A 25009-nucleotide genomic window follows, 5' to 3' on the forward strand; every position below is an offset into this window, starting at 1 on the left:
ATTTTTAACTGATGTACCTGTGGTCACTGACACGCGGCCCCGACCCGGCAATGATGCCGCCGCCGCTCTGCGGCAACGGCTTGCCATTCCAAATCGAGTCAATACTTCTGAAAGGGGCACAGATGGTTCTCGGCGAAAAGCTTGATCTAGCGAACGGGCGACCGACAGGATTCGACTATATGCGATTACTGTTAGCCTTTTCAGTGCTTTGGATACACACGGCCCGCGTCACCTATGGCGACGACCTGTTTCTTTGGGAGTCGTCATTCCGTCCTTTTATCAAATCAGTGCTGCCCATGTTCTTTGTCCTGAGCGGGTTCCTGGTGGCTGGCAGTCTTGAACGATCGAAGACATTGATCTCGTTTCTCGGTAATCGATTTATCCGGATCTACCCAGCTCTCGCGGTAGAGGTATTGTTGGCTGCCTTTATACTCGGAGCGATCTACACTGAGTATGACCTGCGTGACTATTTCACCGATCCTCAGTTCTTTACATATCTGATGAATGTCACGGGGCACATTCACTTCAATCTCCCCGGGGTATTCCTGGATAATCCTGACGCCGCAATGGTGAACGGGCAGCTCTGGACGGTGCCCTTCGAGCTTGAGTGCTATGCCGTGATCGCCGTTCTCTTCCTGCTCGGCGTGGTCAGGCGGCGGGTGATTGCTCTTATCGCCACGCCGGCATTGATCATAGCCTTCGGTATTGCAAGATATTGGAAACATGAAAGCGATTGGGCAACCATGCCGACGACCGCGTCTGGCAATCTGCTCATTTGTGCTTTTCTGGTGGGGGTGACCTTCTATCTCTACAAGGACAAGGTTCTTTGGGATATCCGAATTTTCCTCGCCTCTGTGGCAATGATATTGTGGGCCTACTGGTTCACCTCCTTTGGGGACTTCATTGCCATTCCGGCTATGGGATATGTCACGGTCTTCCTTGGTCTTACCTCGCCCCGCAAGCTTGGCGTCCTGCGTGGGGCCGACTACTCCTACGGCGTCTTCCTCTATGGCTATCCGATCCAACAGGCGTTCGTAGCGCTCGGTCCCTGGGCGCATAACTGGTGGTTGAACGGCATCGTCTGCAGCATTGTTGCCGCTGGCTTTGCCGCCTTCTCGTGGAGATTCATCGAAAAGCCGGCGTTGAAATTGAGGAAACAAGTCACCTGGCTGGAAAACCTCAGTCTCCAACGCGGCGCAAAACGGCAACTGGCCGGCGCGGTCTCGAAATAGGTTTGTCGATACCGGCCTCGATGCCGGCGATTCCATCGCAGGTGCTTAACCGGCAAGGACATCAGCAGGGCTCGCTATAGCGGTGGGCCTTGTTTCGTTATTGCGTGCCGATCACCTCGGATAAATATCCGGGTCCATCGCAGGGGCCGAGTTTTCCGTAGGCTGCTGCGCACGTAAGCCTATGGCCAAATTCATCTTTTCAGAAACAACAAATGAACATTCAGTTCGGCGAGAGAACGCCGTAGCTGCATTGCTCGCTCCTGTATAAGCCTCCAATACCTAGATCTTTCTGACTGCAACATCCAAGGATTTCTTGGGTTTAATCGGCAGAACGGCCCTGCTGGATGAATAGTCGAATATTCTCCGGCATTGTTCCGTCGACTTGTTGGGCGCTATTAGCAATATTTTAACCGTAATAGGTAAAATACTTTGATCGGACTTCGTTTCGACTTTGGGTTTTGTCATGTCATCGAGGGCTGACGGTGGCTTGAAGGAGGTGTGAAGAGAGGATCAGAATAATGCTGAAGAGCACGCTCGTCGTGGTTGTCGTCTCTATCGCCGCCGGAGCGACCATTCGCGCCTCGGCCTTTGCAATCTTTGCATTTCTGGTGGTCACGGCCTTGGGCGGCGTGATCATGCTGAAAGGTTCCTCCTTGACGGAGGCGGTCGTCTCTTGCGTCGAAGTGCTTGTATTGATGGAGATATGCTATCTGGCGGGTCTATTCGCTTTCTCCTTGTGGCATATTCAAAAGCGCCGGAAAAAGAACTCGATTGCTGAGCGCTCCCATGTCACGGGCAAGCGTCCTCATGGGTGATGACGTGACCGAGGCGGCAGGATGCTCGGTTGCGCCATGCCAGGGTGTCTAAAGCGCGTCGCAGTATTTTAGGTTCGCTTGCCGCGCCTTGGTCTTTGGTTTGCGCACATCTTTATCGAAAAACCGCAACACAGTTTTACGCGACCTGCTTTAGGAATCGACTTTGGGCAGCAACGCGTGCCGGGAAAGCAGCGCCGACAGCGTTTTTGCCATGATCACGAAATCCAGCCTGAGCGTCCATTTGGACAAATATTCGACGTCGAGGGAAATTCCATTCCGATAGCTGACGTCGTTGTGCCTGCTGGTTTGCCAATGGCCAGTCAGGCCGGGACGGAAGGCCATGTAGGCATAGGCATGTTCACCGTAACGCGGCAGCTCTTCTTTGGTAATGGCGCGAGGCCCGACGAGGCTCATTTGACCCAGCAACACGTTGATCAATTGCGGAAGCTTGTCGAGGCTCGATCGCCTCAAAATATCGCCGACGACCGTGACGTGCGCGTCGGTCGTTGCGTTGGATCCTGTCGTCCGAAACTTGAGGCAACCAAACTCTTTTCCCTTATAACCGATCTTGCGATGAGAATTGAAAACAGGGCCCCAATCACTTAGCGTGACGATGACTGCTGCCGACAGAAGGAGCGGCGACAGAAAGAATAAGAAACTTGCCGCAATGATGATGTCCAATGCGCGCTTCAGAATTCTGCTGATCAGACGGGGTTGTGACGAATTGAATGGACGCCTTTCCTGTCGAGCCGTGGCGAAATCCCGCCAAGGTCCGGTTGGGTTGATGCCCTGATTTTTTCCCGCCACCTGCGTCTCCGTTAGACGAATTCCAGAAATCACAGCCAAAGCTTTGTTTTAATGCAAGTTTGATGTCTGTGACCGAGGTCATAATCATGAGTAAATTCTTTATACTCCAAAGAAATTCTTGCATATATTAAAATATTACCTTTGATTTTAACTATATAATAGAAATGTTATTTAGTTTTATTTTAAAATGCGGCGTTGTTGTTATACTTGTCGGATGTATTCTTGGGACGCGCAATTGTCATAAATTGTATAAAAAGCATCATGCAGCCTCAAAGATTTGTTTGCGATAGAATTCAATATGAATTTTATGATATATAAACATGAGGATCAGTCATAATTATGTATAGTTTTAACACGAAGTTTTTATTTTATTATTGTTTGACTTTCTAATTTAACCTATTACGAATGTCGCTCAAGATAATAAATCGATTAGTCTGCGTGGAGTTGTGCGTATGGACGGGGCGATCAGCACCAGAGACAACAGACCTAGAGGAAACGCAGCGCGAACAAGCGAAGCGGTTACTTGCGGGTCTGCAGGTATTGTTTACGACGGCCGGGCGGATTTGGATCACGAGTTCCCGTTTTGCCGCTCGAGTGTTCGAAAGTTTCGCCGCGGTGAGATTATTGCCGGCGCCGGCGTCGTCCTCGACATGTTCGCCCGGGTACAGCGCGGAATGGTGAGCGCAAGCACCCCGCTTGCCGATGGGCGAGAGTTCATCGTGGAAATCGTTCCGAAAGGCGGCTTGATCGGCGAATTGGAGGTGCTCCGCAAGCAGTCTCTCAGCCTGGAATATCGGGCCTCGTCGGATTGCGAACTTCATTACTTCGACGGTCGGTTGCTGCGGGACCTGTGTGCGAACGATCCGCAATTTCAGGTGAAGATCCTGTCGAAGGCGCTGGCGCGTGTTTCCGAACTCGAACTGCGGATCATTTCCAATGCCGGATCGAGTCTAAGGCAGAGACTTGCAAGAACTCTGCTGCGTCTTTCTGCCCTCTACAGAATGGATGCGCAAAATAGCGGCGACGAGCTGATCATCTCCCAGCATGAGCTGGCCGCGACACTGCCGGCGTCGCGTGAAAAGGTCAACCAATGCCTGCGGCGCTTGCGCGAGAGCAAAGTGGTCGACGGGACACAGGGCAAAATCCGCATTCTCAATCGGAAGGCGCTGGAGGCTTATGCCGAGGGGGCGGGTCTCGCCTGAGGCGCGCCGCGATAAAAAGCGGAACGGCAGAAAGCCTCGACAAAACCCGCCGCCGGCGGGTTTTGTGTTTGATGACAGTGCGAGTTGATAGTCAGACGAAGCAGGCTGAAAGATCGGGTTGGCGTGTTGGCTCTTGTCTTCATGCGCGTCGTCCCAAAATCGCTGCGCATTTTGGCGTGGCATGCTTAGAGCGATTCAGCTTTTCATGGAAACGCAGAACCGCTCTAACTTTTTGTTTTATGCAATTCCGGACGGAAAACCGCTTCGCACTTTTCCTGGAATTGCTCTAGACGCCGCTCTCGGAAGCATTCTTCCAGTATTTCCAGCCTTCACCCTGTATGAGCCCGTGATCGGACAGGTCCTTCCAGCTTCTGTAGGTGCCCGTATCGTCGTAGACAAAGTCATCCATGTCCTTGCCTGAGGAGTATACGGTATATTCTTCCGTATGTTGGGACCGGTGTGCCGCATCGGCGACCTTGTGCACGAAGGTCGACAGGAACTTGAAATGCAGAAGGGCGCCGGATACGCCGAGCGCTCCGCGCATGTCGCCCAAATTCAGGGAGAGCGGCCAGACCTGGTGCGATGATTTGAGAAACAGACGTTCACCCGCCACATAGACGAGGGGTATCTTGTTGAGCGCGGGGCCGTCCCAGAGCCGGTCGTGGAAATAGACGCGCCCGCGAACGCCGCCCTTGATCCATATCGTCCAGTTGCGTTTGTCGAAATGCGCCACATAGCCGGAGCGGTCGAAGAGATTGCAGACCTCGAGCGGGTTGCGACCGGGTTCGCATATGTTTTCGAGAACGGGATGCGGGCTGTACATGTCGATCATGACCGAGCGGAGGGAATGGCCGCCCATGGAATCGATATAGGAAGTCAATTGATCGATCGGCCGTGTGTCGCAATGCGGATAGACCAGGAACTCGTCTGCATCGACATACAGGACCCACTTCTCCCGGCAGTGGCGGTTGATGACTTCGTTGATCCAGTCGTTTCCGAACCTCGCCGCCTTGTAGGAACCATGAGCCGAAAGAAGGGAGACATCGTCGAAGCCGGACAGCAACTCGGCCGTGCCGTCGGTCGAGCCGTTGTCGATACAGATGAAGTGCTCGAAACCGAGATCGCGATAATACTGAAGGAAGAAGGCCAACCGGTGCCCCTCGTCACGGATGACGCAGATGACGACGTGGCGCGCCTGCTTGAGCCCGTTGCGCAGCAGGTCATAGCGAACCTGCCGAGCCTTGAGCGACCGGCGCAGACGGGCTTTCACGTAATGCGAGATACTGGCGGCGGAAGCCCTATAACTCATATTCTGTCCTGAAGATTATCCATTCCTGGAATGAATGGATGAATACCTTGCGCTTCCGTCTGCAAATCCACGGCTCGACCGGCGACGCTGAGTTCAGTCACGCCGACATTCAAGTCGGACCAACAATACACCATCATACGGCGTAGTCGCCAACCAGCAGGCTCTGGACCCTGGGATTAGGCCCTTCTTTCTCAACTGCGTGCTCGATGCGCGCCCGTATCGACCGGTATTTATACAGCATCTTCCGATCGAAGGTTATTCCGCGATACAGCGCGTTGTAAATCGGATGTGCTTTGCGCAGGTCGACGTACACTTGGCTTTCCTTATCGGTCCAGGGAAAGAAAGTTCCATGCCATGGCTTCGGATGCGCCATATAATGGACGATCGACAAGGAGGACATGTTCACCAGATGAAGGAATTGTTTGGGAAAGTTCCAGCGGTTCGATACCAGGATGAGTGATGAACCGCAGACATAATTCAATGCACCCTGATCATGTTTGCCCTCGCAGGCCTCGGGATTTCTAGCGAAAAGCTCGAGCGCCTCCTGCCCGATCCAGCCGTTTCGATGGAATTTCAGGACGCCTGCGTTGAAATAGTGGCTGTCCTTTCCGGTGTCGAGGAAGTCATGGATCGCCGTGTAATCGCGCGCCGCGAAAAACCTGCCTTCGGGCACAGTGGCACTTTCGAACGCACCGAGATCGCTGACGATCTGCGTATCCCCATCGAGGTAGATGATCTGGGTATAGTTGGAAGGCAGGATCTCGCAAAGGACCAGCTTGGCCATTGTGCTGACGCTGATGCGTCCTTGGAAATGCGAACTATCGAGCTTGCCGAGCGAGTCCTGCAGCGCTTCGGTCGCATCGGTCAATATGACCCCACTCCTTGCGAGCAGGGCTTTCAGCTCTTCGAAATTGTCGAGATGTTCCGACATCAGAACGCAGACATCGGTCGCAGGGCTTGCGAATTTCCGAGCCTGAAGCGCCGAGAGAATGGTCGGAAATGAATACTCGACATCCGTGACGTAGACGACGCACTGGTTGTTCATGTCATCACCTTTCCGATTGTGCGCAATACAAGTGAATCGGTATTGTCTTTGCGAGGCGAGGGACCAGTTGTGAATTGAGCCGACGGGTCTGTCATATGAAGGCCCTGTTCGGTATATATAGGCCAGCATCCAGCGCGCTGGTGTTGAATCGGTGTCTGGCTGCCGGCGGATTTTGTATGTTTCATTGTTGAGATATTCACCATGAAGAGTGCCTTGCCTGTCATAAGGCTATGTTTCGACATGTTGTTTCGCGGTACGGCGATTGGTGCCGGGACCCTTGTCGGAATGCGGAGGGAAGGGGGATTGTCATGTTGATCACCACACTCGGGGCAGCCGTGATTTCGATCGCTGCCGGGGCTTCCATCCGCGCCTGGGCTTTCGCGATTTTTGCAATCCTGGTGGCAATCGGCTTCGGCGGCGTCGCTTTCGCCGACGGGTCTTCCGTGATCGCGGCCATGCTCTCCGGTATCGCCATCCTCGTGCTCATGGAAATCGGCTATCTGGCAGGCGTGTTCCTGTCGGGGCTTTTGCGGCGCAATGCCAAGCTGCGCGAAAACAATTCCGTTGCAGATAGCGTCGCGACCACCAGCGAGCGGCCGCAAGGCTGATGTCGACATAAAACCCGCAGCATAGCCTTCTGCGACGGGCCTCGCAGGACGGTGTTTGTCGGATGGACGGCTTTTACAGGCGATCCTTGAAAGATGCAGTGCGGTCGGCCGGCTTCGGCCCAATGCGGGCACGCCGATGCCTCGACGAGATTGCCATCCCGCGCCGTGGCGGAGTTCCAAAGCGGGCGTCATCGTGTTGAAAACATCGGCGCTCTCATCAGAGATGTCGATGTCTCCAGCGGGGTTCGATTGGCGAGCGATCGGGTCGCGCGCCGGGGAGAGGTATTGGTTGCCAGGCAGCCGGCCGCCAGACCTGCTGTGGTGCTGAACAGCAAGCCGAGATCCGTGCCGCTCCCCGATATCGCCGCCGAGGCGACCTGCGCGATGGATGCCATAACCGCAGCGTTTCCGATCGCCTGCGTCTCCCGATCGCCTGACATGTGCCGGCCGGAGGCCCTTGCAAGGCTGTACAGGAAGGCGGCGAAGAGAAGAGTGCCGGTCAATCCGACATTGGAGAGCAACGCAGCGATAAAACTCGAGGCCCGAACCGTGCCGAGCCCGGCGCCGAAGGTGGCGGTATCGACGAATGCGATCAATGCCAGTGTATTCCAGGCGGTGCGCTCTTCACCGGATTGCGATTGGAGCTTGTCCGACAAGGTGGTGCTCATCAGGCCGGCGAGGGAATTCCACGCATCGGGGACAAGGCTGAGTGCGACGATGGCGCAGGGAATCAAAAACAGCGTGATCACCAGGAAAGTCACATGCGGGGTCTTGGCGGGGCCGCTGATCAGTCGTTTCAGGCAAAACAGAACGAACATGCAGACAACGAAAATGCCGGCAATATAAGCGGTTGTCGATGTGCAGAGGACGATCGTCGGGCCGATGAAAAGCGTTGCAAGTCCTGCCATACGGCTTTGGACGCGCTCCAGCCAGAGCAGAAGCGTGAAGGAAAAATAGGCTAATGCGACTGCGCCATAAGTGCTCGCTTCGGGGAACGGGCCGACGATGCGTTTGAAGCCGCTGATCGTCTCGGCCGTATGCATCGTATAGTTCGCGTTTCTGATGACATCGAGCAGGTAGGACTGGTCGGTCAGGAATGTTCCGATATCAATCAATGCCAGGGTAAAACATGCGATCGAGGCAACGATTAACTGCAGTGCGATGAAACGGGCATAGCCGAGCCTGGCAAGCCCCGAGACGACGGCAAAGCAGGCGAGGTCGCCGAGCAGATAGACAGACTGGCTGAGATTGGACGAACCCGGCGACAGGGGAGCGGCCACCGTCGACATCATGCCGGTGGTGTCTCGTGCAGAGGAGTAAACGAGGGTCGCGCCTGCAAAGATGCGCGGCAAAAAGAAAGATGATGCCACGGAAAACAGGATGTAGGCGGCAAACCAGAAACCGGGACCCGGATAGGCCATGCTGGCGAGCGTTGCCTGTGTTTGAGCCGGGCGCAGCAGGGCGGCTACCACGAGAAAAAGCACGAGAAGATGGCTTGGCTGGATGCTGCTGCCGCCGAGCGCGGGCAATTGCAGAGCCGCTGCCGCTCCGAGCAGCGTCGACAGGCAAAGGGTCGTGATCGCAAAACGCGCCCCGTTGACCATGCTGAGCAGGCCAAGCAGCAGAACGATGAAGCCGATCGGTTCTATCGACATGCTTCAGATCCCGATCCGGACGGAGCGGCGGAGGCATCGGGTTTGCCGAAAACCGGCATCCGCCTTCCGACGCATTGCCCGAGGCGAAAGCCGCCAGCTGTCGTTAGTGGTCACGACCGCCCCCTAATTCGATCCCGTCTGGGATATCCAGCCGGGAGCCGTCTGATTATCGCCTGCTACATCCGACAGCGGGACTGCCGAGCTTTGCTGCTGTGGCACGGACTGCAGTTGCAGCGGAGGCGACGTCGTCTGGAGGTCCGTGTCGATGCCGATTTCGACGACATCGTGCGGCCGCAAGGCGGTCGTCTCGTCCGCCTCGATGTTGCGATAAGTGCCATCGTCGTTGCGGCGCACGATCCTGTAGTTCTTTTGCGTTCTGCCAAGACCCGGCGTGTCCATATTCATCTGAGCGAGTTGAGCACTGTACCCAGCCTGTTCGCCCAGAAGCTGGGCCACCTGGATGTCGATTGCCGCCCTGCCGATCGCGAGATTGACCTGGTTGAGCAGTTCCTGGTTTTCGCTGTTCTGCCGGTTGACGATATTGATCTTCGAGCGATCGGCTTCGCTGAGCCCCTGGCGAGCCGTGGTCAGGGCGACCTCGAGATCGATCAGGGTGCCTTGTGCATCCGCAACGCCGCGGTCGACCGTGACCTGCCGGGAATTGCTGACCAGACCCTTGCTCACCAGGCTGTTGACATTATCCAGTTCCTTTTGCGCAAGGTCGATCTGCCGCTTTTGCGAATTGATCTTGGCCTCGAGTGATTGGACCTGCTGGCCGTAGAGACGGGCGAGGTCGCTCGCCGCTTCGATCTGGCTTTCGATATCGACGCGTCGCAGCCGCATCAGGTTCAATTCCTGCGCCTTCAGCTTGTCCACATCGGGTGTTCCGGCGAGTTCGGCAGGGATATCGAAACTCTGTTCGCCGGTGATCTCGGCGCGCAACCGCGCCTGGCGCATCAGAAGATCGCGCCGGTTGAGAATGGCCGTTCGGTAGGCGCCGGCAGCCTGGATCCGGTCCCGCTCGAAGACGGTATTCTCCTCGCGCTCCCTAAGGAAGCCGCCGGCGATGCTGACGGCCTTCATGACCGTCATATCGGCCTCAAAAGCATAGCGCCCGGGGGTCTGCACGGTCCCGGTTACGAAGATCGGCGCATGTTGGGCAATTTCCACGGCGATGAACGGCTTTCCCGGCAGTTCGGCCTTTTCGGAGAGCGCGGTGGCGATCGCATCGGAAACCTGCTCCGTCGTCTTGCCGATCGCCTGCACCTGGCCGGCGATCGGAATCGCCAGATTACCGGCATCGTCGACCGTATATGTTCCGCCGAGGGCTTCCCAGCTGGCATACCGGGAATCCGACGATCGCCATTCGACGACACGCAGTCTGACCTGATCTTCCGGCACGAGGGTATAGTTTTCCGCATGGGCGACACTCCAGCCGGTCACGCCGGAAAATACCAGCAAGGCAAGGGCGATGGAGATGAGGCGACCGGACAAGGATGTGCGCTGCATTGTCTGCTATCTCCGTTTCGTTGCGATCGACGGCGAAGGCATTTCGCGCGGCGCGGGATTGCCGAATTCCAGGATGCGGGACGGAGAGACGCGGCCGACAAGAAGGTCGGAAAGCGCCAGCAAATTGCCGTTCAAGCGTCCCCATCGGTCGATCAAGCGGTCATTGAATAATAGGCCCCGTGTATTCGCCAGGATGTTGCGGCCGATCTGTGCGACAGCACGGCCCTTCGACATCGTGCCCTTCCGGACTAGGTAGACAGGATTGGCAACTTGCGAATAGCCGAGCCTTCGGCCGGGCTGGCGCCCGGATCGGACGCCGAGATGCACGCCGCGAGCGCCTTCGACACGCACGGACCTGCCGTAGCGGGCGATGGACCGGCTGAAATCGACATCTTCGAGCCAGCCGTAGAGCGGCAGTTTTTCATCAAAGGCCAGCGCGTGCTCGACAACGGGTGAAAGGCGAACCGCCATGTTGCATCCGTAGGCGTTATAGACCTCTGTCACCTGCTCGGCTCCTTCGCCCGCAGTTTCAAGAACCTTCAGGGCCTTTGACATGCTGAGGCCGCCATCGAGGATGCCGTCGGCCAGGACTTCGCCAGTGGCGATCGCCACGTCGGGGTTTGCTGCAAAAACCGCCGCCATCCGCGGCAGGAAGGTCGCGGCGGGAATGAAGTCGTCATCCAGGAAGATCAGAATATCCGTATCGGCGGCGGCGGCATGGATGATCCTGTTGCGCTGGGAGGTCAGGCCACGGCTGCCGACGATGACTTCCACATCGAGGCGGTCGGCGAGGCCGGCGGCGTCGTCGATCACGGGCACGCAGACGATCAGCCGCTCGGCCTGGTCCGGCAGGGCGGTGAGATAATCGACGGTCTCCTTGAGTATCGAGGGGCGGCCTGCCGAAGCAATCCCCACGGCCATTCGCAATGGGCGGCGCGCGGGGCCCGCCATGGCTTCAGCGCCGCAAGGAACAGGCGCCGGTCCGATCGGGCTGTCCTGCCTGGTTGCTTCTGCCGAAGGTGAAGTCATGACTCTATTCTTTTCGGTGCATGGTTGATGACCGCGCCGAGGATCTCCGCGCCGATATTCCGCAGGGTCTCGATGACGTGCATGGTATCGTCGATCGAGGTATGCCCGTGCGAGGTGACCACGAGGACACCGTCCAGTTCCGGCGCGATCGCATTGGCATCCGGCGAAGCAGAGAATGCGGAAATGTCGACGAATATGGCGTCGAACTCCTTTTTCAGGTCGGCGAAGCTCAACTGCGTGCGGCGGGAACTGAGGCGAATGGCCGGCGTCACCGCTTCGACTTTGCCGAGGGGTAGGAATTTCAGCGTCGGGGTGAGGGGCAATGCCGCCGTCTGGATCAGTTCGCCATTGTCGAGAACATCGACGAGGCCTGTGGAACTATGGGGCGCAATCGATTTGCTGAGCGACGATTTCTGCGCAGCGGCATCGATCAGCAGCGTCTGCGCTCCTGATATCGACGAGAGCACCGCAAGTTCGCATGCTATGGTCGATGCCCCGCTGCCGGGATTGACGGCGACGATTCCAATGACGACCCGGCGTTTGCGCCGAAGACCAACGACTGTCGCGCTCAGTTCCGCCATGCCTGGAATAACAGGATAGGCGGCTGCGGTGCCGCTGCTGCCGGTACCGGCGGCGAGGAAACGCGCAGAGTGACCATTGCGGGTCCTCGATGTCGCCAGCAAAGTGACAAAGGGCAGCCCAGCGGCTTCCGCGATCTGATGGGGTCGGACGATCCGGCGATCGCCGGCGTGCCTTATCATGGCGAGTGCGAAGCCGACGCCAAGACCAACCGCCGCCGCAAAGGCGATGATGAGCGTACTGCGTGGTCTGGCTTTCGAAAGAGGCAGGGTGGCCCGAGAGACGATCGTGGCATCCGACACCGGATAGGTGATGCGCTGCCTGGCTTCGGTCAGCTGATTCAAGGTATTTTCATAGAGGGTGCGGCGGGCGTCAGTCGCGCTCTGCAGCTCCGCAAGCTTGAACTGATCGCGCGGATTGCTCGTGAAGCTGGCCAGGGCACTGGCAGCTTCGGCCAGTCCGCGCTGCTGCTCGCTTACGAATCTGGTCAGCCATTCGCTGTATTGCCGGGACGCATTGGCCTTCATCGCGATATTCTTCTGGATATACTGCCTGGCCAGCGTGTCGGCGATGTCGACGGCCTGCTGCGGGGTCGACGCCGCAGCCGATATCTCGATGATCGTCGAACTCCCGATCCGGCGTACTCCCATCATGTTCAGCAGCGTGGCGACCGCCCGATCATGGATCCGCCCGTCCTCGATCTGCTGTTGCGGCTGTGTGTCACGCGGTCCTGGGCCTGCCGCTTCCTGCGATGCCGTATCCGGTTCGGAAGAAGCGCCCATCAACCAGTTCTTTGCCCTATCCTGCAGCGAAGGCGTCTGATCGACAAAGTCAGGATCGGTATCGAGACCAAGTGCCGTTACCGTTCCACCGACGACATCGCTGGATTTGGCGATCTCCAACTGTCCCTCGATGAACGCGTCTTCCGCGAAAGCCCTCTGTGCTTCGGAGCCGCTGACCTGGGGGACGATCACAAGTTGCGTGTTGGCAACGAACGTCGGTTCGGCGGTCAGCACGTAGCTCCCTGCCAATACGAGGAAAGCGAAGGTCGTCGCCGCAATCCACAGCCAGCGCATTTTGAGAAAGAAGAGCATATCCCGCAAGGTGAGCGGCGAATTCCCGCCGGTGGGTGCGGCAGGCAAAGATATCGGAGAAACACCGCTGAAGATCGTGCTTGAGGTCATGTCGTCCTAATCCAAAATGGCGAGATCACGGAGTAACCAGGTGGTGGCAGCTTGGAGGGACGGGGGAGTAGCGTGTCTTCCGATTCCAGGCATGATCGGCGGCTCTCCCCATGAATGCTCAATACGAGCCGCGCTGCGAAAACAGAGCGGGAATGGTCTTGGCAATGATGATGAAGTCCCGGCCGAGCGACCAGTTGTTGAGATAGTGAACGTCGAGGGAAACCCGGTACTCGTAACTGACATCATTGCGCCCGCTGGTCTGCCAGTGACCGGTCAGGCCCGGGCGGACGGCCATGTAGGCCCATATATGCTCGCCGTAGCGCGGCAATTCCTCGGCCGTGATCGGCCGGGGGCCGACAAGGCTCATGTTGCCACGCACGATATTGATCAGTTGGGGAAGCTCGTCGATGCTCGACCGCCTGAGGATATCACCGACGGCCGTGATCCTCGGATCGTCCTTCAGCTTGCGTGTCTCTTCCCATTCGCTTCGCGCAGCCGGGTTGTTTTGCAGCAATTCGGCAAGCTGAGCACTTGCGTTGGTCTTCATCGTGCGAAACTTGAGGCATCCGAACGGTGCTCCGCCGACGCCGATGCGCGTATGGGAATAGAAAACCGGGCCGCGGTCGCTCATCTTCACGATCATTGCGACGATCAACAGAAGCGGCGAAAGCAGGATCAGCGCCGTGACGGCGATGACAAGGTCTAGCGCGCGCTTCGACGATCTGCCTGCCGCACGAGGCCGGGACGAATGAAGATCGGCGCCTTTCGCGGACCGTCCGACACGCGACCAAGCCTCGAAACTATGTGCTTCCCATGTCATGGGTGGTCTCCAAAATATTCCGATTAAGAACCGTTCAAAGTTTGCTGCGCCGCACTCTGGTTGTCTGTTACCAAGGTCATAATCCTTAACAAATTCTTTATGCTACTAACGGGCAATCGAGAATTCGGAATACACTTTGATGGCCTTATTTTCATTTAAAACGACAATCTAATCTAATTCATGGTGATTATCTGCTGACGCCTATTTATCAGTTTTGATGTCATCACTTTGATTATTGCCGCTTTTTATTCAGTAAGCCATTTTAATAGGCAGTCATCTTCGATCGCGTGGCTGTTTTTTGGCTCCTCTGAGATTTTTTGTCCTTTTTACGGTGTATATTTTGTTTTGAAGTTAAATGTATACTTTATCTTTACGTCATATCTCCGTGATGTTATTTGACTCTCATATTAAGACAATATAAATGATGCAGTGCAGCATTGCCTATGGTTATCGAGTGGAGTTATGCGCATGGATGGGGCGACACACGCATCAGATCGCAGGGCCGGCATCGGCAAGGCGGCGATATCGGCTAACGGCGGCATTCATCTGAACAGCCGCATCGTCATCGACGACGAATTCCTTTCCTGCCGGTCGAGCGTCCGGCGTTTCCGGCGCGGCGAGATCATCGCCGGGGCCGGCGTCCTCGTCGATACGTTCGCGCGCGTTCATTCGGGGGTGGTCAGCGCAAGCACGATGCTGCCCGACGGCAGGGAATTCATCGTCGAGATCATTCCGAAATCCGGCCTCATCGGCGAGCTCGAGGTTCTGCGCAGGCAGACGTTGAGCCTCGAATACCGTGCCGGTTCCGCCTGCGAGCTGCATTTCTTCGAAGGCCGGCTGCTGCGCGACATGTATGCCAGCGATCCCTCCTTTCGCGAAAAGGTCTTCTCCAGGGCACTGGCGCGTATTTCAGAGCTTGAACTCCGGATCATTGCGAATGCGGCGTCGAGCCTGCAGTCGAGGCTGGCCAGCACGCTGCTGCGGCTCTCCACTGTTTATGGAAAAGATACGGCAAACAGCGGTGACGAACTGATCATCTCGCAAAATGATCTGGCCGCGACGCTGCCGGCGTCCCGCGAGAAGGTCAATCAATGCCTGCGGCGTCTGCGGGAAGGCAAGATCATCGACGGGGGCCAGGGCAAGATCCGCATCCTCAACCGCAAGGCGCTCGAGGCCTGTGCCAACGGCGCAGTTTCGGTGAAGTGATGCGCCCGTCGCTTCCCGAGGCCCTCCGATCCGCCGCAAACGTCGGCCGGTTTCCCGGCCCCGGCACGACAAAGATCGATCGCGTGGTCATCATCGACGACTATTCGGTCGCCAGAGGCGGTGCGACGGCGCTGGCGGTGCTGTCCGCCAAGCTTTTTCGGGGCCTCGACATCCCCGTGACCTATATTTGCGGAGATGACGCCGCCAATGCGGAACTCGTCGCACTCGGGGTCTTGATGGTCGGGCTGAACAGCCGCGATCTGCTCAGTGCCGAGCGTGCGAAGGCTTTCGTGACCGGCATTCACAATGGCGCCGCCGTCCGTATGGTCGCGAACTGGATTGCCGCAAACGACACCGCCAATACCGTCTACCATGTGCATGGCTGGCACCAGATCCTGTCTCCGGCGATTTTCAGGGCGTTGATGCCGGTCGCCAGACGATGTGTGGTGCACGCGCATGATTTCTTCACGGCCTGCCCCAACGGCGCCTTCTTCGACTATCAGGCGCAGGAAGTCTGCCTTCGACGCCCGCTCGGCGGAGGCTGCATTGCGACGGCCTGCGACAAGAGAAGTTATTCGCACAAATTGTGGCGGGTTGCCCGCGGCTCCAATATCCTCCGACGGCTGAAGGATCAGGCCGATTTCGGCCGGATCATCCTGCTGCATGAGAAGATGGCAAGCTTCCTCGTTGGCGCCGGATATCGGCCCGAACGCCTGACGACGATCCGCAATCCCGTCGCTCCGCTCTCCATCAAACGCATCGAGGCGGAGGCGAACGAGGAGTTCGTCTTCATCGGGCGGCTGGACGAAGAGAAGGGCATAGAGGACGCGGTGGCCGCCACACGCAAAGCCGGCGTCAGGCTCTGCGTGATCGGGGACGGGCCGCTGATGCCGCTGGTTGCGGCTTCGGGAGATCACGTCAGGGCCGTCGGCTGGCAGTCGCATGCGGAGATCGGCCCGACCATCCGCAAGGCGCGTGCACTGTTGATGCCGTCTCGCTATCCCGAGCCATTCGGCCTCGTCGCTATCGAAGCGGCCAGGAGCGGTCTGCCGGTCATCATGTCGCGCAGCGCCTTTCTTGCCGAAGAAATGCAAAGAGCCGGCATGGCGATCGCCTGCGATACGGCTGACGAAAGCGCCTTTGCCGATACTTTGACGCGATTTAGCCAAATGCCGAGGCACGAGGTCCGCGCCATGAGCGAGCGGGCTTTCCGGCTGTCGCCGGATCTTGCGTCGACACACGAGGAATGGCGTGACGCGCTTCTTTCCGAATACCACAGCCTGATTTCGACGAATGCGGTTCCCGACCTGACAGACGGTGTGGCGATACAAGGAGTATTGAGTTGACCCTTAAGGCAACAACCTCTCTTCCCGACGCGAGGGCATTTCTCGGCGATGCGCCTGTCATGGCGAAAAGACGTGTCACTGATGCCGGAAGCGTGGGCGATACCAAGCAGCTTCGCGTCGCCATCGTGCATTATTGGCTCGTCTCGATGCGCGGTGGCGAGAAGGTCGTCGAAGAGCTGTGCCGCATGTTTCCGCAGGCTGACATCTTCACCCTCGTCTGCAACCGGGATCGCATCAGCGATTTTCTGAAGACGCGGAACATTCGCACATCCTTCCTGCAGAAGATCCCCGGTGCAAAGCGGCATTATACCAAGATGTTGCCGCTGATGCCCTTCGCGCTCGAGCAGTTCGATCTGCAGGATTACGACCTCGTGCTGTCGAGCGAATCCGGACCTGCCAAGGGCATCATCACGCGCGCTGACGCCCTGCATGTCTGCTACTGCCATTCGCCGATGCGCTACATCTGGGATCAGTTCCATGTCTACCGCCATGGCCTGCCCTGGGTGGGTCGCGCAATGATGTCGATCACCGCACCCATGTTGCGCGCCTGGGACGTGACGACCTCCTCGCGGGTCGATGTGTTCGTTGCCAATTCCGATTATGTCGCAAGCCGCATCCGCCGCTTCTACGACCGCGAATCCATCGTCATCCATCCGCCGGTGGCGACCGACGATTTTGCGGTGGGGAAGGGGAAGGGCGAATTCTATCTCTATGCAGGACAGCTGACCACCTACAAGCGGCCGGATATCGCCGTTCGCGCCTGCACCGAGGCCGGCAGAAAACTGGTCGTGATCGGCGAGGGCGATCAATTGGCCTATCTGAAGTCGATCGCCGGACCGACCGTCCAGTTCCTCGGCCATCAGCCCTTCAACGTTCTGCGCGACCACCTGTCTCGATGCCGTGCCCTGTTGTTTCCGGGCACGGAGGATTTCGGCATCCTACCGGTGGAAGCCATGGCATCAGGACGGCCGGTCCTGGCTTTCGACGCCGGCGGCGCCAGGGAAACCGTTTCCTCGCCGCAGGTTGGTTTTCGCTTCGCGCAGCAGACCACGGAAGCTCTGTTGGAAACGATGGCGGCGTTCGAAGAGGTGGAGGACGATATCGATCCGCATGCCATCCGCGCGCACTCGCTGAAATTCTCTTCCGCCGTCTTCCGCGACCGTCTGTCCAGCCTGATCGAGCAGCAACTGACCAACCATGGCGACCGATCCGCCGAGGTCTTCAGAAGACGGCCAGGCTGAGGGCAAGGAACGGAGCTGCCCGTCTTGCCGCTGCGACCGAAACTGTCGACGAGGAATAGAAAATAGATCATGTCAAGCGTATCTCAGAGGACGGCGACGGCGAGTATCTGGACCATCAGCGGAAAGTTTCTGGCGCGACTGCTCGATTTCGTCAGCCTCCTGATCCTCGCAAGGCTTTTGAGCCCAGCGGATTTCGGCCTTGTCGCCATCGCGACCTCGGTTCTGGTTATCGTCGAGACAATCCTGGACCTGCCGCTGACGCAGGCCCTGATGCGCCAACCGTCGCCTTCAGACGATATGTTTGCCACCGCCCTTACCCTCAGCCTGTTTCGAGGCCTGGCCATCAGCATGCTGATGATGATCATCTCCTGGCCGATGGCTCTGATCTATGACGATCCCCGGCTTTTCTCCCTTGTCGCCGTGCTCTCGATTGCGCCTGCCATGCGCAGCGTGATCAGCCCGCGCATGGTTCTGTTCATGCAGCGGTTCGATTTCAAACGCGAATTCGCACTCGATCTCATCACCAAGGGGTCGACACTGCTGTTCGGTGTCGGGGTGGCGGTCGCGACCGGCAGCTATTGGGGACTGGCGATCGGCGCGGTTGCAGGGCCAACCGCCGCGGCGATCACCTCCTATGTCTTTGCGCCGATGCGACCGAGGTTCAGCCTTTCCGAGTGGAAGCACTTTCAGGACATGATCAGCTGGAACACCGTCTCGCAGGTGCTGAGTTCGATCAACTGGCAACTGGACCGGCTGCTTTTGCCGCGCTTTACGGGCTTGTCGACTTTCGGCGCCTTCAGCGTCGCCGACAATATCGCGGGTATTCCATACCAGACCTTCGTCGGGCCATTGTTGCGTCCGCTGATGGCGGCATTCTCGACCGTCGATGACCGTCGTAATCTGATCGCTGCCTATCTGAAGGCGACGAACGCGATCACCTTCGTGGCCGCGCCCATCCTCATCGCGCTCGCTTTGCTTGCCGAGCCGGCCGTGCGGATCATCGTCGGCGAGAAATGGGCATCCGCCGCGCCGATTTTGCAATGGCTGTGCATCGGCAGTCTGCTCGGTCTTCCAACGAACATGATGCCGCCATTGGCTATGGTCCTGAACAAAACCCGTTATCTCGCTCTCCGGATGTTTGCCGAGTTCGCCGTCAGGGTTCCGGTCACCATCCTGGGCATTGTCTATTTTCAGGTGGCAGGAGCACTGGGCGCGCGGATCGTGGCGGTGCTTGTCGCCTATGCCGCATCGCTGATCATCACGCGGCGGCTGATCGGCGCGACGTTTGCCGCTCAATTGCACGCCTTTTTAAGGCCTCTGGCCGCGAGCGTGCCGATGATCGCTTTCCTGCTGTGGATGGAGCCGATGCTCGCCGCCATGCCTGTCGGCCTCAACCTGATCGTCAGCCTGGCGCTTTGCGGCGGGGCGGCAGTGGCGATCTTCTGGGCCTTCGCGCTGCTCGTGTGGCAAATTGTCGGAAGGCCCGACGGCATCGAGACCATCGTCGTCCAAAGGCTGATGCCGCGGCGAAACGGAGTTCTCATCTCATGATCGAGACAAGTGCAGCCCAACGATTGGTTTGGCGTTTTCGGAGGAGCAGAATGCGTTACGGGATATCTTCTAAGGCCCTGGGTTTGCTTATCGTTCTTGGTCTGGGGGCGTTGCCCGGCCAACCCAGCGTGGCTCAGGAACCACTCAATATCAATGCGTACCAGCTGACGTTCGAGGAGAGTTTCGACAGTCTCGACGTCTCGGCCTGGGGAGAGAAAAGCTCCCGCTGGATCGCCCATACGCCCTGGAACGGCGATTTCGGTGACGCCCGCTTCACAGATCCGGCCCCCGGCTTTCCATTTACCACCGATCAGGGAATTCTGAAGATCGAAGCGCGCAAGGAGGCCGATGGAACATGGCGCTCGGGCCTGCTGTCGTCGGTGAACCCGAAAGGCGAAGGATTCTCGCAGCAATTCGGTTATTTCGAAGCACGGATGAAGCTGCCGCCGGGCAAGGGCGTCTGGCCAGCCTTCTGGCTTATCGGGCTCGACCGGTCGAAATACACCGCCGAGATCGACGTCCTGGAATATTATGGACGCGCGCCCTACGAATTCAGCATGGGCTTTCATATCTGGCGTCAGAGCCAAGGCGGCCAGAACACGACCGGCGGCCATTGGCAAACCGTCCAGGACGGAATTCTGAACAGCGAATATCACACCTACGGCGTCGATATCCAAGCCGACAAGACGAGCTTCTACCTCGACCGTCAGTTCATCTGGAGCTTCGACACGCCGAAGGAATTCCACATGCCGTTCTATCCGCTGGTGAACCTGGCACTCGGCTCGGGTTGGCCGATCGATGAAACGCCGAATCCTTCCATTCTGCTCGTCGACTATATTCACGTCTACCAGCGCAAGCCTACTGACGCGGCGAATTGAACAACTGTCGGGGATAGCGTTCCGTCGCTAAAGCGCGTCGCGATCTTTCAGATTCGCTCCTCGCGCTTTAGGTCCTTGTTTTTACGCATGTCTTTGTCGCAAAACCGCTGCACACTTTTGCGCGACATGCTCTAGAACAGGATGATTTTAGGCCGGGTCGGCCTAAAATCTGAATCCTGTTCTACATTATATAGTGAGAGCATGATGTCGTCCGAAAACCGATCACACTTTTCGGCATCATGCTCTAGCGGCCGCAGCTGAGACCGGTTTCCGGGTCGAAGAGATGCATCGCCTCCTCGTCGAAAAAGAGGGTGAGTTTCTCGTTGTCGCGGATCGGTGTGCGTGGCGGCAGGCAGGCCATCAGGCGCTGATTTCCGACAAGGGCGGTGACGACGAGTTCCGGGCCGGTCAGCTCTGCGACCTCAAGGCTTGCCTCGATCGACAGCCCTGTGCCGTCCGTGCGAAGTGCCTCGGGGCGGATGCCGAGGATAAGGTCGCGGCCATTGCCGGCCGTCTGTCGGAAACGAGCGGGCAGGGGCAGGATCGCATCGGAGCCTGAAAGCGCCAGGCCACCGTCGCGCGCCGTTGCCTTCAGCAGGTTCATCGGCGGCGCGCCGACGAAGGTCGCGACATAGAGCGTTGCCGGATGGTTGTAGATCTCCTCCGGCGTGCCCAACTGCTCGATGCGGCCGTCGCGCATGACGGCGATGCGGCTTGCCAGGGTCATCGCCTCGATCTGGTCATGGGTGACGTAGACGACCGTGGTCTTCAGCATCTGATGCAGCCGCTTGATCTCGGTGCGCATTTCCATGCGCAGCTTGGCGTCAAGGTTGGAGAGCGGCTCGTCGAAGAGGAATACCTCAGGCTTGCGCACCAACGCTCGGCCGATTGCGACGCGCTGGCGCTGACCGCCGGAAAGCTGGCTCGGCTTGCGGTCGAGGAGGTTTTCGATCTGCAGGAGCTTGGCGGCATCGTGTACGGCCCTGTCGCGCTCGGGTGCTGCCACCTTGCGCATTTCCAGGCCGAAACCGATGTTCCGGTGCACCGTCAGATTGGGATAGAGCGCGTAGGATTGAAAAACCATGGCGATGTCGCGGTCCTTCGGATGCACGCCGAGCACTGAGCGGCTGCCGATCCTGACATCGCCGCTCGTCGCCTCGGCAAGGCCGGCGATGATGTTCAGCAGCGTGGACTTGCCGCAGCCGGAGGAGCCGAGCAGCACCAGGAACTCGCCGCTTTCCAGCGAGATGTCGATGCCTTTCAGCGTCTCGACGTCGCCATAGGTCTTGCGGATGTTTTGAATTTCGAGCGCGCTCATCGCACGGGCTCCTGAAGAGATGTCGGGCCGCCATAGTTGCGGGGAAGAGTCGAGATGGCACGCGAGGCAACCTCGGTTCCAGCCTTCAGGCAGGAAACCAGCGGCCCACCGCTTGCGAGCGCGCCGAGAAAGGCGGCGTTGAAGACATCGCCGGCGCCGATCGTATCGACGACTTCGACAACGGGTGCTGCCACCGAAACCAAGCTGCCGTCCGGCCCGATCGCGAGAGCGCCGTCCGGGCCGCGTTTGACGACGATAATCGCACCCGCCGGCATATGCGACCTGATGTGACGCGCGGCCTCGATCGGATCGGCGATGCCGGCAAGTGTCGTCGATTCGACCTCGTTCAGCAGCGCGATGCCGCTGCGAGAGAGCCAGGCGCGTGTCGACGCGCAATTCTCGTCCGTCCAGCCGTCGAGCGGCCAGCCGGTATCGAGCGCGACGGTGATGTCATGACTGTCGGCCCAGTCGAAGAATTTGCCGTATTCTTCTGTCAGATCGTCGGTCAGGAACGAGCCGCAGAGAAGCGCGTAGCCGCCCTGCAGTCTTGCGCCTTCGATGGCAGCGAAGACGTCTGCCAGGCTGAAGCGCGGCAGGTGGCCCCTCGTCGTGAAGAAGGTGCGCTCGCCGTCCGGATGGGTGATGCCGACGGAGAGCGTCGTTTTCTCAGGGCGTACCGGCCACTTGTCGGAACGGTGGCCGAAGGCTTCGCTTAGCCAGCGGCCGAACTGATCACTGCCGATATTGGCGGCGATCTCGAATTCGACGCCGAGCGCTTGCCAGGCGAGCGCGCTGTTGCCGGCGGCTCCGCCGACGCGCAACTCGTCATGGTCGACGATGATTTCCGTCCCGGCCTTCGGCCAGGGGGTGGCCGGGCCAAGGATCAGGTCGACATTGACGTTGCCGATGACTGCAAGCGGCCGCATTCATTCGCTCCGGGTGATTTTGGTGGATCGAACCGGCGTTCCCGCATTCTCCACGCGGGCATCGGCAAAGGCGATCATCAGCCGCTGGGCGACCGGCAGCATGGCGAAGATCGCGGCAAGACCGGTTGCAGGTGCAAAGCGGATCGTCACCGCGCCGGCGACCGGCGCTTGCCCGGATGCGTCGAACAGGATGACCGGAGCGCCGGTCTCGACGGCGGACACCGCCATTGCCGTCACCAGGCCGGCGGTTTGGTCCAGGCCGCGGAACAGCACGACGCCGATTTCCGGCCCCAGCATCTCCATCGGACCGTGGCGCAGTTGGCCGCCTTCGAGCGAGAAGCAGGGACGGCGCGACAGCTCGGTCAATCCGAGCGCGAGCGCCTCGGCGATACCCTGCAGCCGGCGGCCTGACGTGACAATGGTCGCGACGTTTTCGAGCGCCGAGAGGGCGGCGGCGATGTCATGATCTTCCGGCGCCTTGAGGGCGGCAAGGGCGGTGTCAGGATTTTCGCCGAGGGCGGAAAGGATTGCCAGATGCAGGGCGAAGGTCACCGTCAGGCTGCGGGTCGCGGCGAAGGCTAGCTCGGTGCCGCCGCTGCCCACCAGCGACGGGGCGGTTCTTGCGAGGAAGGAATTGCCTTCGAGTGTCAGGCCGAAAGTCTCTTCCGTGCCGCCGGTCTGGTTGAACCAACGCACGACCTCGGCGCTTTCGCCGGATTGCGAGGTGACGAAGATCGTCCTGCCGGCGATCGGCAGCGGCTGGCCGAGCTGTTCGGACAGCGGCAAAGCGACGGCATCGATGCCGAGCGTCCTGTAGAGCGGCTCGACGGCGCGGTTGACGGCATGCGAGCCGCCCATACCGATGAGCAGCAGGCTGCCGGTCTTCTTCAGCGAAGCGGCGGCCCTCACCGCCATCGGCTGGGCCGCTTGATAGGAGGCGATGGCATCGGCATGCTGGTGCGCCATTTCGCGGTCGATCGCCGCAAGTCCGGCGGGTCGGGTTCTTTCTTCTGTCATGTTCATCCCTTGACGCCGCCGCTGGTGAGCCCCGAAATCAGGGCACGTTGCATGAGAAGACCGATCAGTACCGGGGGCAGGGCGGCGAGCACGCCTGCCGTCGCGATCAGTCCGTAATCGGAAACGCGGCCGCCGGCGAGATCGGCAATGGCGACGGTCAGCGTCTTGGCGCGTTGGTCCGAGGTGAAGAGCAGCGCATAGAAGAATTCATCCCAGGCAAGCAGGAAGGCAAAGAGGCTCGACGTCGCGACCACCGGGGCGGCCAGCGGCAGCGTGATGATCCTGAGCGTCTGGAACAGGCCGGCGCCGTCGATCATCGCGGCGGATTCGATTTCGCGCGGGATGGAATCGAAACCCGACTTCATCAGCCAGGTGGTGAAGGGCGCAAGGATGGTGAGATAGACGAGCGCGAGGCCGAAGACGTTGTTCAGCATGCCGAGATGGGAAAGCCCCATATAGAGCGGCACGGCGAGCGCTACTGGCGGCAGCATGTAAGTGGCGATCACCATTGACAGCGACCAGCCAACGGACGGCGTGCGTGACACGGCCCAGCCGGCCGGAATGGCGAGCGCGATGGCGGCGATCGTCGCCATGCCCGCCACCTCGATGCTGTTTCGCAGCGACGAGGTGAAGGCGGCGCCGGCGCTGTTTTCGAGCGTCGAGAGCAGCATGCCGTAGCGCGAGAAGTCCGCCGTCTGCGGCCACCAGCGCAGCGGCTTTGCCGCAAGGTCGGCGGCCGGCGAGATGCTCATGATGAACAGCCAGAGGATCGGCGCCAGGATGACGGCGGCAAGCAGCAGTGCGCAGAGATGGATGAAGGCGGAAAAAAGCGGGCTCTGGCGTTCCATCAGGCAGCGCTCCCGGCGGTCTTGCGCACCAGAGCGGCGTAGCCGGCAGCAAGCAGCGTCACCAGCAGCGTGACGATCAAAGCCAGCGATGCGCCGGAGCCCGCCCGCTGGAAGGAGAAGGCTTCCTGATAGACTAGGATCGACAGCGTGCGCGTGCTGTTGGCCGGGCCGCCGCGGGTCATGACCCAGATGATGTCGAACACTTTGAAGGCCTCGATCGTGCGCAGCACCAGGGCCACCATCAATGGACCGGCGAGATAGGGCAGGATGACGAAACGGAAGCGGGCGAAAGCGCCGGCGCCGTCGACCAGCGAGGCGGCGGTGATGTCGCGCGGCACGGCCTGGAGTGCGGCCAGAGCGATCAGCGCCACCAGCGGGAAATTCTTCCAGCAATCGGCGACGATGAGGGCCGCCAGCGCCGTGCCCGGTTCGCCGAGCCAGGAGCGGTAGGCCTCCAGCAGGCCGAGTTGAGTGAGCGCGGCGTTCAGCGCGCCGTATTCCGGATTGTAGATCAGCCGCCAGAGCGTGGCGTTGACGACGGTCGGCAGCGCCCAGGGCAGGATCATCAGGGCGCGAAGCGCGGTGCGGCCGCGAAACTGCTGGTTCAGCAGCAGGGCTGCCAGAACGCCGATCACCATTTCGGCGGCGACCGAGACGATCGCGAACCATGCGGTGGTAACAAGCGTGCGCTGGAAATTCGAGCCGGAGATCATCTTCGCATAATTCTCGATGCCGACGAAGTTTCCTTCCGTGCCGACGAGCTTGGCATCGGTGAAGGAGAGGCCGACGGTATCGATCAGAGGCCAGCCAATGACTGAAATCATGACCACGAGAAGCGGCAGCATCAAAAGCCACGCGCGGGTTGTCAGCCAAGTGCCCGACAT

The 25009-nt window shown here is 59.1% G+C and carries 22 protein-coding genes; 9 read left to right on the forward strand and 13 right to left on the reverse strand.

Going from position 1 to position 25009, the window contains the following annotated elements; translation table 11 throughout:
• Positions 1 to 122 precede the first annotated feature (122 nt).
• Together HX899_RS00160 and HX899_RS00165 are read left to right on the forward strand one after the other, a co-directional pair.
• Complete coding sequence (locus HX899_RS00160) at positions 123 to 1232, forward strand: acyltransferase (RefSeq protein ID WP_246697040.1); 1110 nt, start codon at positions 123 to 125, stop codon at positions 1230 to 1232.
• A 518-nt stretch (positions 1233 to 1750) separates the two neighbouring features.
• The gene (locus tag HX899_RS00165; protein WP_180195114.1) at positions 1751 to 2047 is read left to right on the forward strand and encodes a hypothetical protein; all 297 of its coding nucleotides are present in this window, start codon (positions 1751 to 1753) and stop codon (positions 2045 to 2047) included.
• A gap of 150 nt (positions 2048 to 2197) precedes the next feature.
• Here HX899_RS00165 and HX899_RS00170 read toward each other — a convergent pair whose 3' ends face one another.
• Entirely contained in the window at positions 2198 to 2854 is a 657-nt protein-coding gene (locus HX899_RS00170; RefSeq protein ID WP_181291389.1) for a sugar transferase, read from the reverse strand.
• Between the two features lie 452 nt (positions 2855 to 3306).
• Between HX899_RS00170 and HX899_RS00175 the strand changes: the two genes are divergently transcribed.
• Positions 3307 to 4056, forward strand: coding sequence for a Crp/Fnr family transcriptional regulator (locus HX899_RS00175; protein WP_138386747.1), 750 nt, complete (start codon positions 3307 to 3309; stop codon positions 4054 to 4056).
• Between the two features lie 286 nt (positions 4057 to 4342).
• Here HX899_RS00175 and HX899_RS00180 read toward each other — a convergent pair whose 3' ends face one another.
• Entirely contained in the window at positions 4343 to 5365 is a 1023-nt protein-coding gene (locus HX899_RS00180) for a glycosyltransferase family 2 protein (RefSeq protein ID WP_171598569.1), read from the reverse strand.
• Between the two features lie 133 nt (positions 5366 to 5498).
• A complete protein-coding gene (locus HX899_RS00185; protein WP_138386749.1) occupies positions 5499 to 6410 on the reverse strand; it encodes a glycosyltransferase in 912 nt (303 codons plus the stop codon).
• Positions 6411 to 6718: 308 nt separating this feature from the next.
• Between HX899_RS00185 and HX899_RS00190 the strand changes: the two genes are divergently transcribed.
• Complete coding sequence (locus HX899_RS00190) at positions 6719 to 7018, forward strand: hypothetical protein (RefSeq protein ID WP_138386750.1); 300 nt, start codon at positions 6719 to 6721, stop codon at positions 7016 to 7018.
• Positions 7019 to 7206: 188 nt separating this feature from the next.
• Here the strand turns inward: HX899_RS00190 and HX899_RS00195 are convergent, their stop codons facing one another.
• From HX899_RS00195 to HX899_RS00215, 5 genes are all read right to left on the reverse strand, one after another.
• Positions 7207 to 8673 (reverse strand): hypothetical protein, encoded by a 1467-nt coding sequence (locus HX899_RS00195; RefSeq protein WP_181291390.1) that lies wholly within the window; start codon positions 8671 to 8673, stop codon positions 7207 to 7209.
• A gap of 123 nt (positions 8674 to 8796) precedes the next feature.
• On the reverse strand, positions 8797 to 10182 hold the full coding sequence (locus HX899_RS00200) for a polysaccharide biosynthesis/export family protein (RefSeq protein ID WP_181291391.1): 1386 nt from the start codon (positions 10180 to 10182) through the stop codon (positions 8797 to 8799).
• Between the two features lie 6 nt (positions 10183 to 10188).
• A complete protein-coding gene (locus HX899_RS00205) occupies positions 10189 to 11211 on the reverse strand; it encodes a glycosyltransferase family 2 protein (RefSeq protein WP_181291392.1) in 1023 nt (340 codons plus the stop codon).
• Positions 11208 to 12974 (reverse strand): GNVR domain-containing protein, encoded by a 1767-nt coding sequence (locus HX899_RS00210; protein WP_181291393.1) that lies wholly within the window; start codon positions 12972 to 12974, stop codon positions 11208 to 11210. The genes HX899_RS00205 and HX899_RS00210 overlap by 4 nt, the downstream gene beginning before the upstream one ends.
• A gap of 118 nt (positions 12975 to 13092) precedes the next feature.
• Positions 13093 to 13794: a sugar transferase gene (locus HX899_RS00215; RefSeq protein WP_181291394.1), complete on the reverse strand. Its 702-nt coding sequence runs from the start codon at positions 13792 to 13794 to the stop codon at positions 13093 to 13095.
• 468 nt (positions 13795 to 14262) lie between these two features.
• On the opposite strand from HX899_RS00215, the gene HX899_RS00220 reads away from it, so the two are divergent.
• From HX899_RS00220 to HX899_RS00240, 5 genes are all read left to right on the forward strand, one after another.
• The gene (locus tag HX899_RS00220; RefSeq protein ID WP_181291395.1) at positions 14263 to 15000 is read left to right on the forward strand and encodes a Crp/Fnr family transcriptional regulator; all 738 of its coding nucleotides are present in this window, start codon (positions 14263 to 14265) and stop codon (positions 14998 to 15000) included.
• A complete protein-coding gene (locus HX899_RS00225) occupies positions 14997 to 16346 on the forward strand; it encodes a glycosyltransferase family 4 protein (protein WP_181291396.1) in 1350 nt (449 codons plus the stop codon). Before HX899_RS00220 ends, HX899_RS00225 begins: the two co-directional genes overlap by 4 nt.
• On the forward strand, positions 16343 to 17587 hold the full coding sequence (locus HX899_RS00230) for a glycosyltransferase family 4 protein (protein ID WP_171598561.1): 1245 nt from the start codon (positions 16343 to 16345) through the stop codon (positions 17585 to 17587). Before HX899_RS00225 ends, HX899_RS00230 begins: the two co-directional genes overlap by 4 nt.
• A 69-nt stretch (positions 17588 to 17656) precedes the next feature.
• Positions 17657 to 19138, forward strand: a complete 1482-nt coding sequence (locus tag HX899_RS00235; RefSeq protein ID WP_181291397.1) for a lipopolysaccharide biosynthesis protein — start codon at positions 17657 to 17659, stop codon at positions 19136 to 19138.
• A gap of 50 nt (positions 19139 to 19188) precedes the next feature.
• Positions 19189 to 20016 carry a glycoside hydrolase family 16 protein gene (locus HX899_RS00240; protein ID WP_171598592.1) on the forward strand — a complete coding sequence of 276 codons (828 nt, stop codon included), beginning with the start codon at positions 19189 to 19191 and terminating at the stop codon, positions 20014 to 20016.
• 244 nt (positions 20017 to 20260) lie between these two features.
• Here the strand turns inward: HX899_RS00240 and HX899_RS00245 are convergent, their stop codons facing one another.
• From HX899_RS00245 to HX899_RS00265, 5 genes are read right to left on the reverse strand one after another with little or no spacing between them, the layout of a single operon-like run.
• Positions 20261 to 21334 (reverse strand): ABC transporter ATP-binding protein, encoded by a 1074-nt coding sequence (locus tag HX899_RS00245; RefSeq protein ID WP_181291398.1) that lies wholly within the window; start codon positions 21332 to 21334, stop codon positions 20261 to 20263.
• Complete coding sequence (locus HX899_RS00250) at positions 21331 to 22260, reverse strand: PfkB family carbohydrate kinase (protein ID WP_181291399.1); 930 nt, start codon at positions 22258 to 22260, stop codon at positions 21331 to 21333. The genes HX899_RS00245 and HX899_RS00250 overlap by 4 nt, the downstream gene beginning before the upstream one ends.
• Positions 22261 to 23283: an SIS domain-containing protein gene (locus HX899_RS00255; protein WP_181291400.1), complete on the reverse strand. Its 1023-nt coding sequence runs from the start codon at positions 23281 to 23283 to the stop codon at positions 22261 to 22263.
• Positions 23280 to 24125 (reverse strand): carbohydrate ABC transporter permease, encoded by an 846-nt coding sequence (locus HX899_RS00260; protein ID WP_181291401.1) that lies wholly within the window; start codon positions 24123 to 24125, stop codon positions 23280 to 23282. The genes HX899_RS00255 and HX899_RS00260 overlap by 4 nt, the downstream gene beginning before the upstream one ends.
• Positions 24125 to 25009: a carbohydrate ABC transporter permease gene (locus tag HX899_RS00265; protein WP_138330156.1), complete on the reverse strand. Its 885-nt coding sequence runs from the start codon at positions 25007 to 25009 to the stop codon at positions 24125 to 24127. Before HX899_RS00265 ends, HX899_RS00260 begins: the two co-directional genes overlap by 1 nt.

It is taken from the genome of Rhizobium sp. WYCCWR 11146, from assembly GCF_013591995.1.
In the GTDB taxonomy this organism is placed as follows: domain Bacteria; phylum Pseudomonadota; class Alphaproteobacteria; order Rhizobiales; family Rhizobiaceae; genus Rhizobium; species Rhizobium indicum.

Bases quoted from the DNA above. Each gene is read 5' to 3' on its own strand.
- HX899_RS00235 (WP_181291397.1), top strand. From the start codon at position 17,657: ATGTCAAGCGTATCTCAGAGGACGGCGACGGCGAGTATCTGGACCATC.
- HX899_RS00205 (WP_181291392.1), bottom strand. From the start codon at position 11,211: ATGACTTCACCTTCGGCAGAAGCAACCAGGCAGGACAGCCCGATCGGA.
- HX899_RS00240 (WP_171598592.1), top strand. From the start codon at position 19,189: ATGCGTTACGGGATATCTTCTAAGGCCCTGGGTTTGCTTATCGTTCTT.
- HX899_RS00265 (WP_138330156.1), bottom strand. From the start codon at position 25,009: ATGTCGGGCACTTGGCTGACAACCCGCGCGTGGCTTTTGATGCTGCCG.
- HX899_RS00255 (WP_181291400.1), bottom strand. From the start codon at position 23,283: ATGAACATGACAGAAGAAAGAACCCGACCCGCCGGACTTGCGGCGATC.
- HX899_RS00210 (WP_181291393.1), bottom strand. From the start codon at position 12,974: ATGACCTCAAGCACGATCTTCAGCGGTGTTTCTCCGATATCTTTGCCT.
- HX899_RS00220 (WP_181291395.1), top strand. From the start codon at position 14,263: ATGGATGGGGCGACACACGCATCAGATCGCAGGGCCGGCATCGGCAAG.
- HX899_RS00250 (WP_181291399.1), bottom strand. From the start codon at position 22,260: ATGCGGCCGCTTGCAGTCATCGGCAACGTCAATGTCGACCTGATCCTT.
- HX899_RS00260 (WP_181291401.1), bottom strand. From the start codon at position 24,125: ATGGAACGCCAGAGCCCGCTTTTTTCCGCCTTCATCCATCTCTGCGCA.
- HX899_RS00165 (WP_180195114.1), top strand. From the start codon at position 1,751: ATGCTGAAGAGCACGCTCGTCGTGGTTGTCGTCTCTATCGCCGCCGGA.
- HX899_RS00185 (WP_138386749.1), bottom strand. From the start codon at position 6,410: ATGAACAACCAGTGCGTCGTCTACGTCACGGATGTCGAGTATTCATTT.
- HX899_RS00195 (WP_181291390.1), bottom strand. From the start codon at position 8,673: ATGTCGATAGAACCGATCGGCTTCATCGTTCTGCTGCTTGGCCTGCTC.
- HX899_RS00175 (WP_138386747.1), top strand. From the start codon at position 3,307: ATGGACGGGGCGATCAGCACCAGAGACAACAGACCTAGAGGAAACGCA.
- HX899_RS00215 (WP_181291394.1), bottom strand. From the start codon at position 13,794: ATGACATGGGAAGCACATAGTTTCGAGGCTTGGTCGCGTGTCGGACGG.
- HX899_RS00200 (WP_181291391.1), bottom strand. From the start codon at position 10,182: ATGCAGCGCACATCCTTGTCCGGTCGCCTCATCTCCATCGCCCTTGCC.
- HX899_RS00160 (WP_246697040.1), top strand. From the start codon at position 123: ATGGTTCTCGGCGAAAAGCTTGATCTAGCGAACGGGCGACCGACAGGA.
- HX899_RS00180 (WP_171598569.1), bottom strand. From the start codon at position 5,365: ATGAGTTATAGGGCTTCCGCCGCCAGTATCTCGCATTACGTGAAAGCC.
- HX899_RS00190 (WP_138386750.1), top strand. From the start codon at position 6,719: ATGTTGATCACCACACTCGGGGCAGCCGTGATTTCGATCGCTGCCGGG.
- HX899_RS00245 (WP_181291398.1), bottom strand. From the start codon at position 21,334: ATGAGCGCGCTCGAAATTCAAAACATCCGCAAGACCTATGGCGACGTC.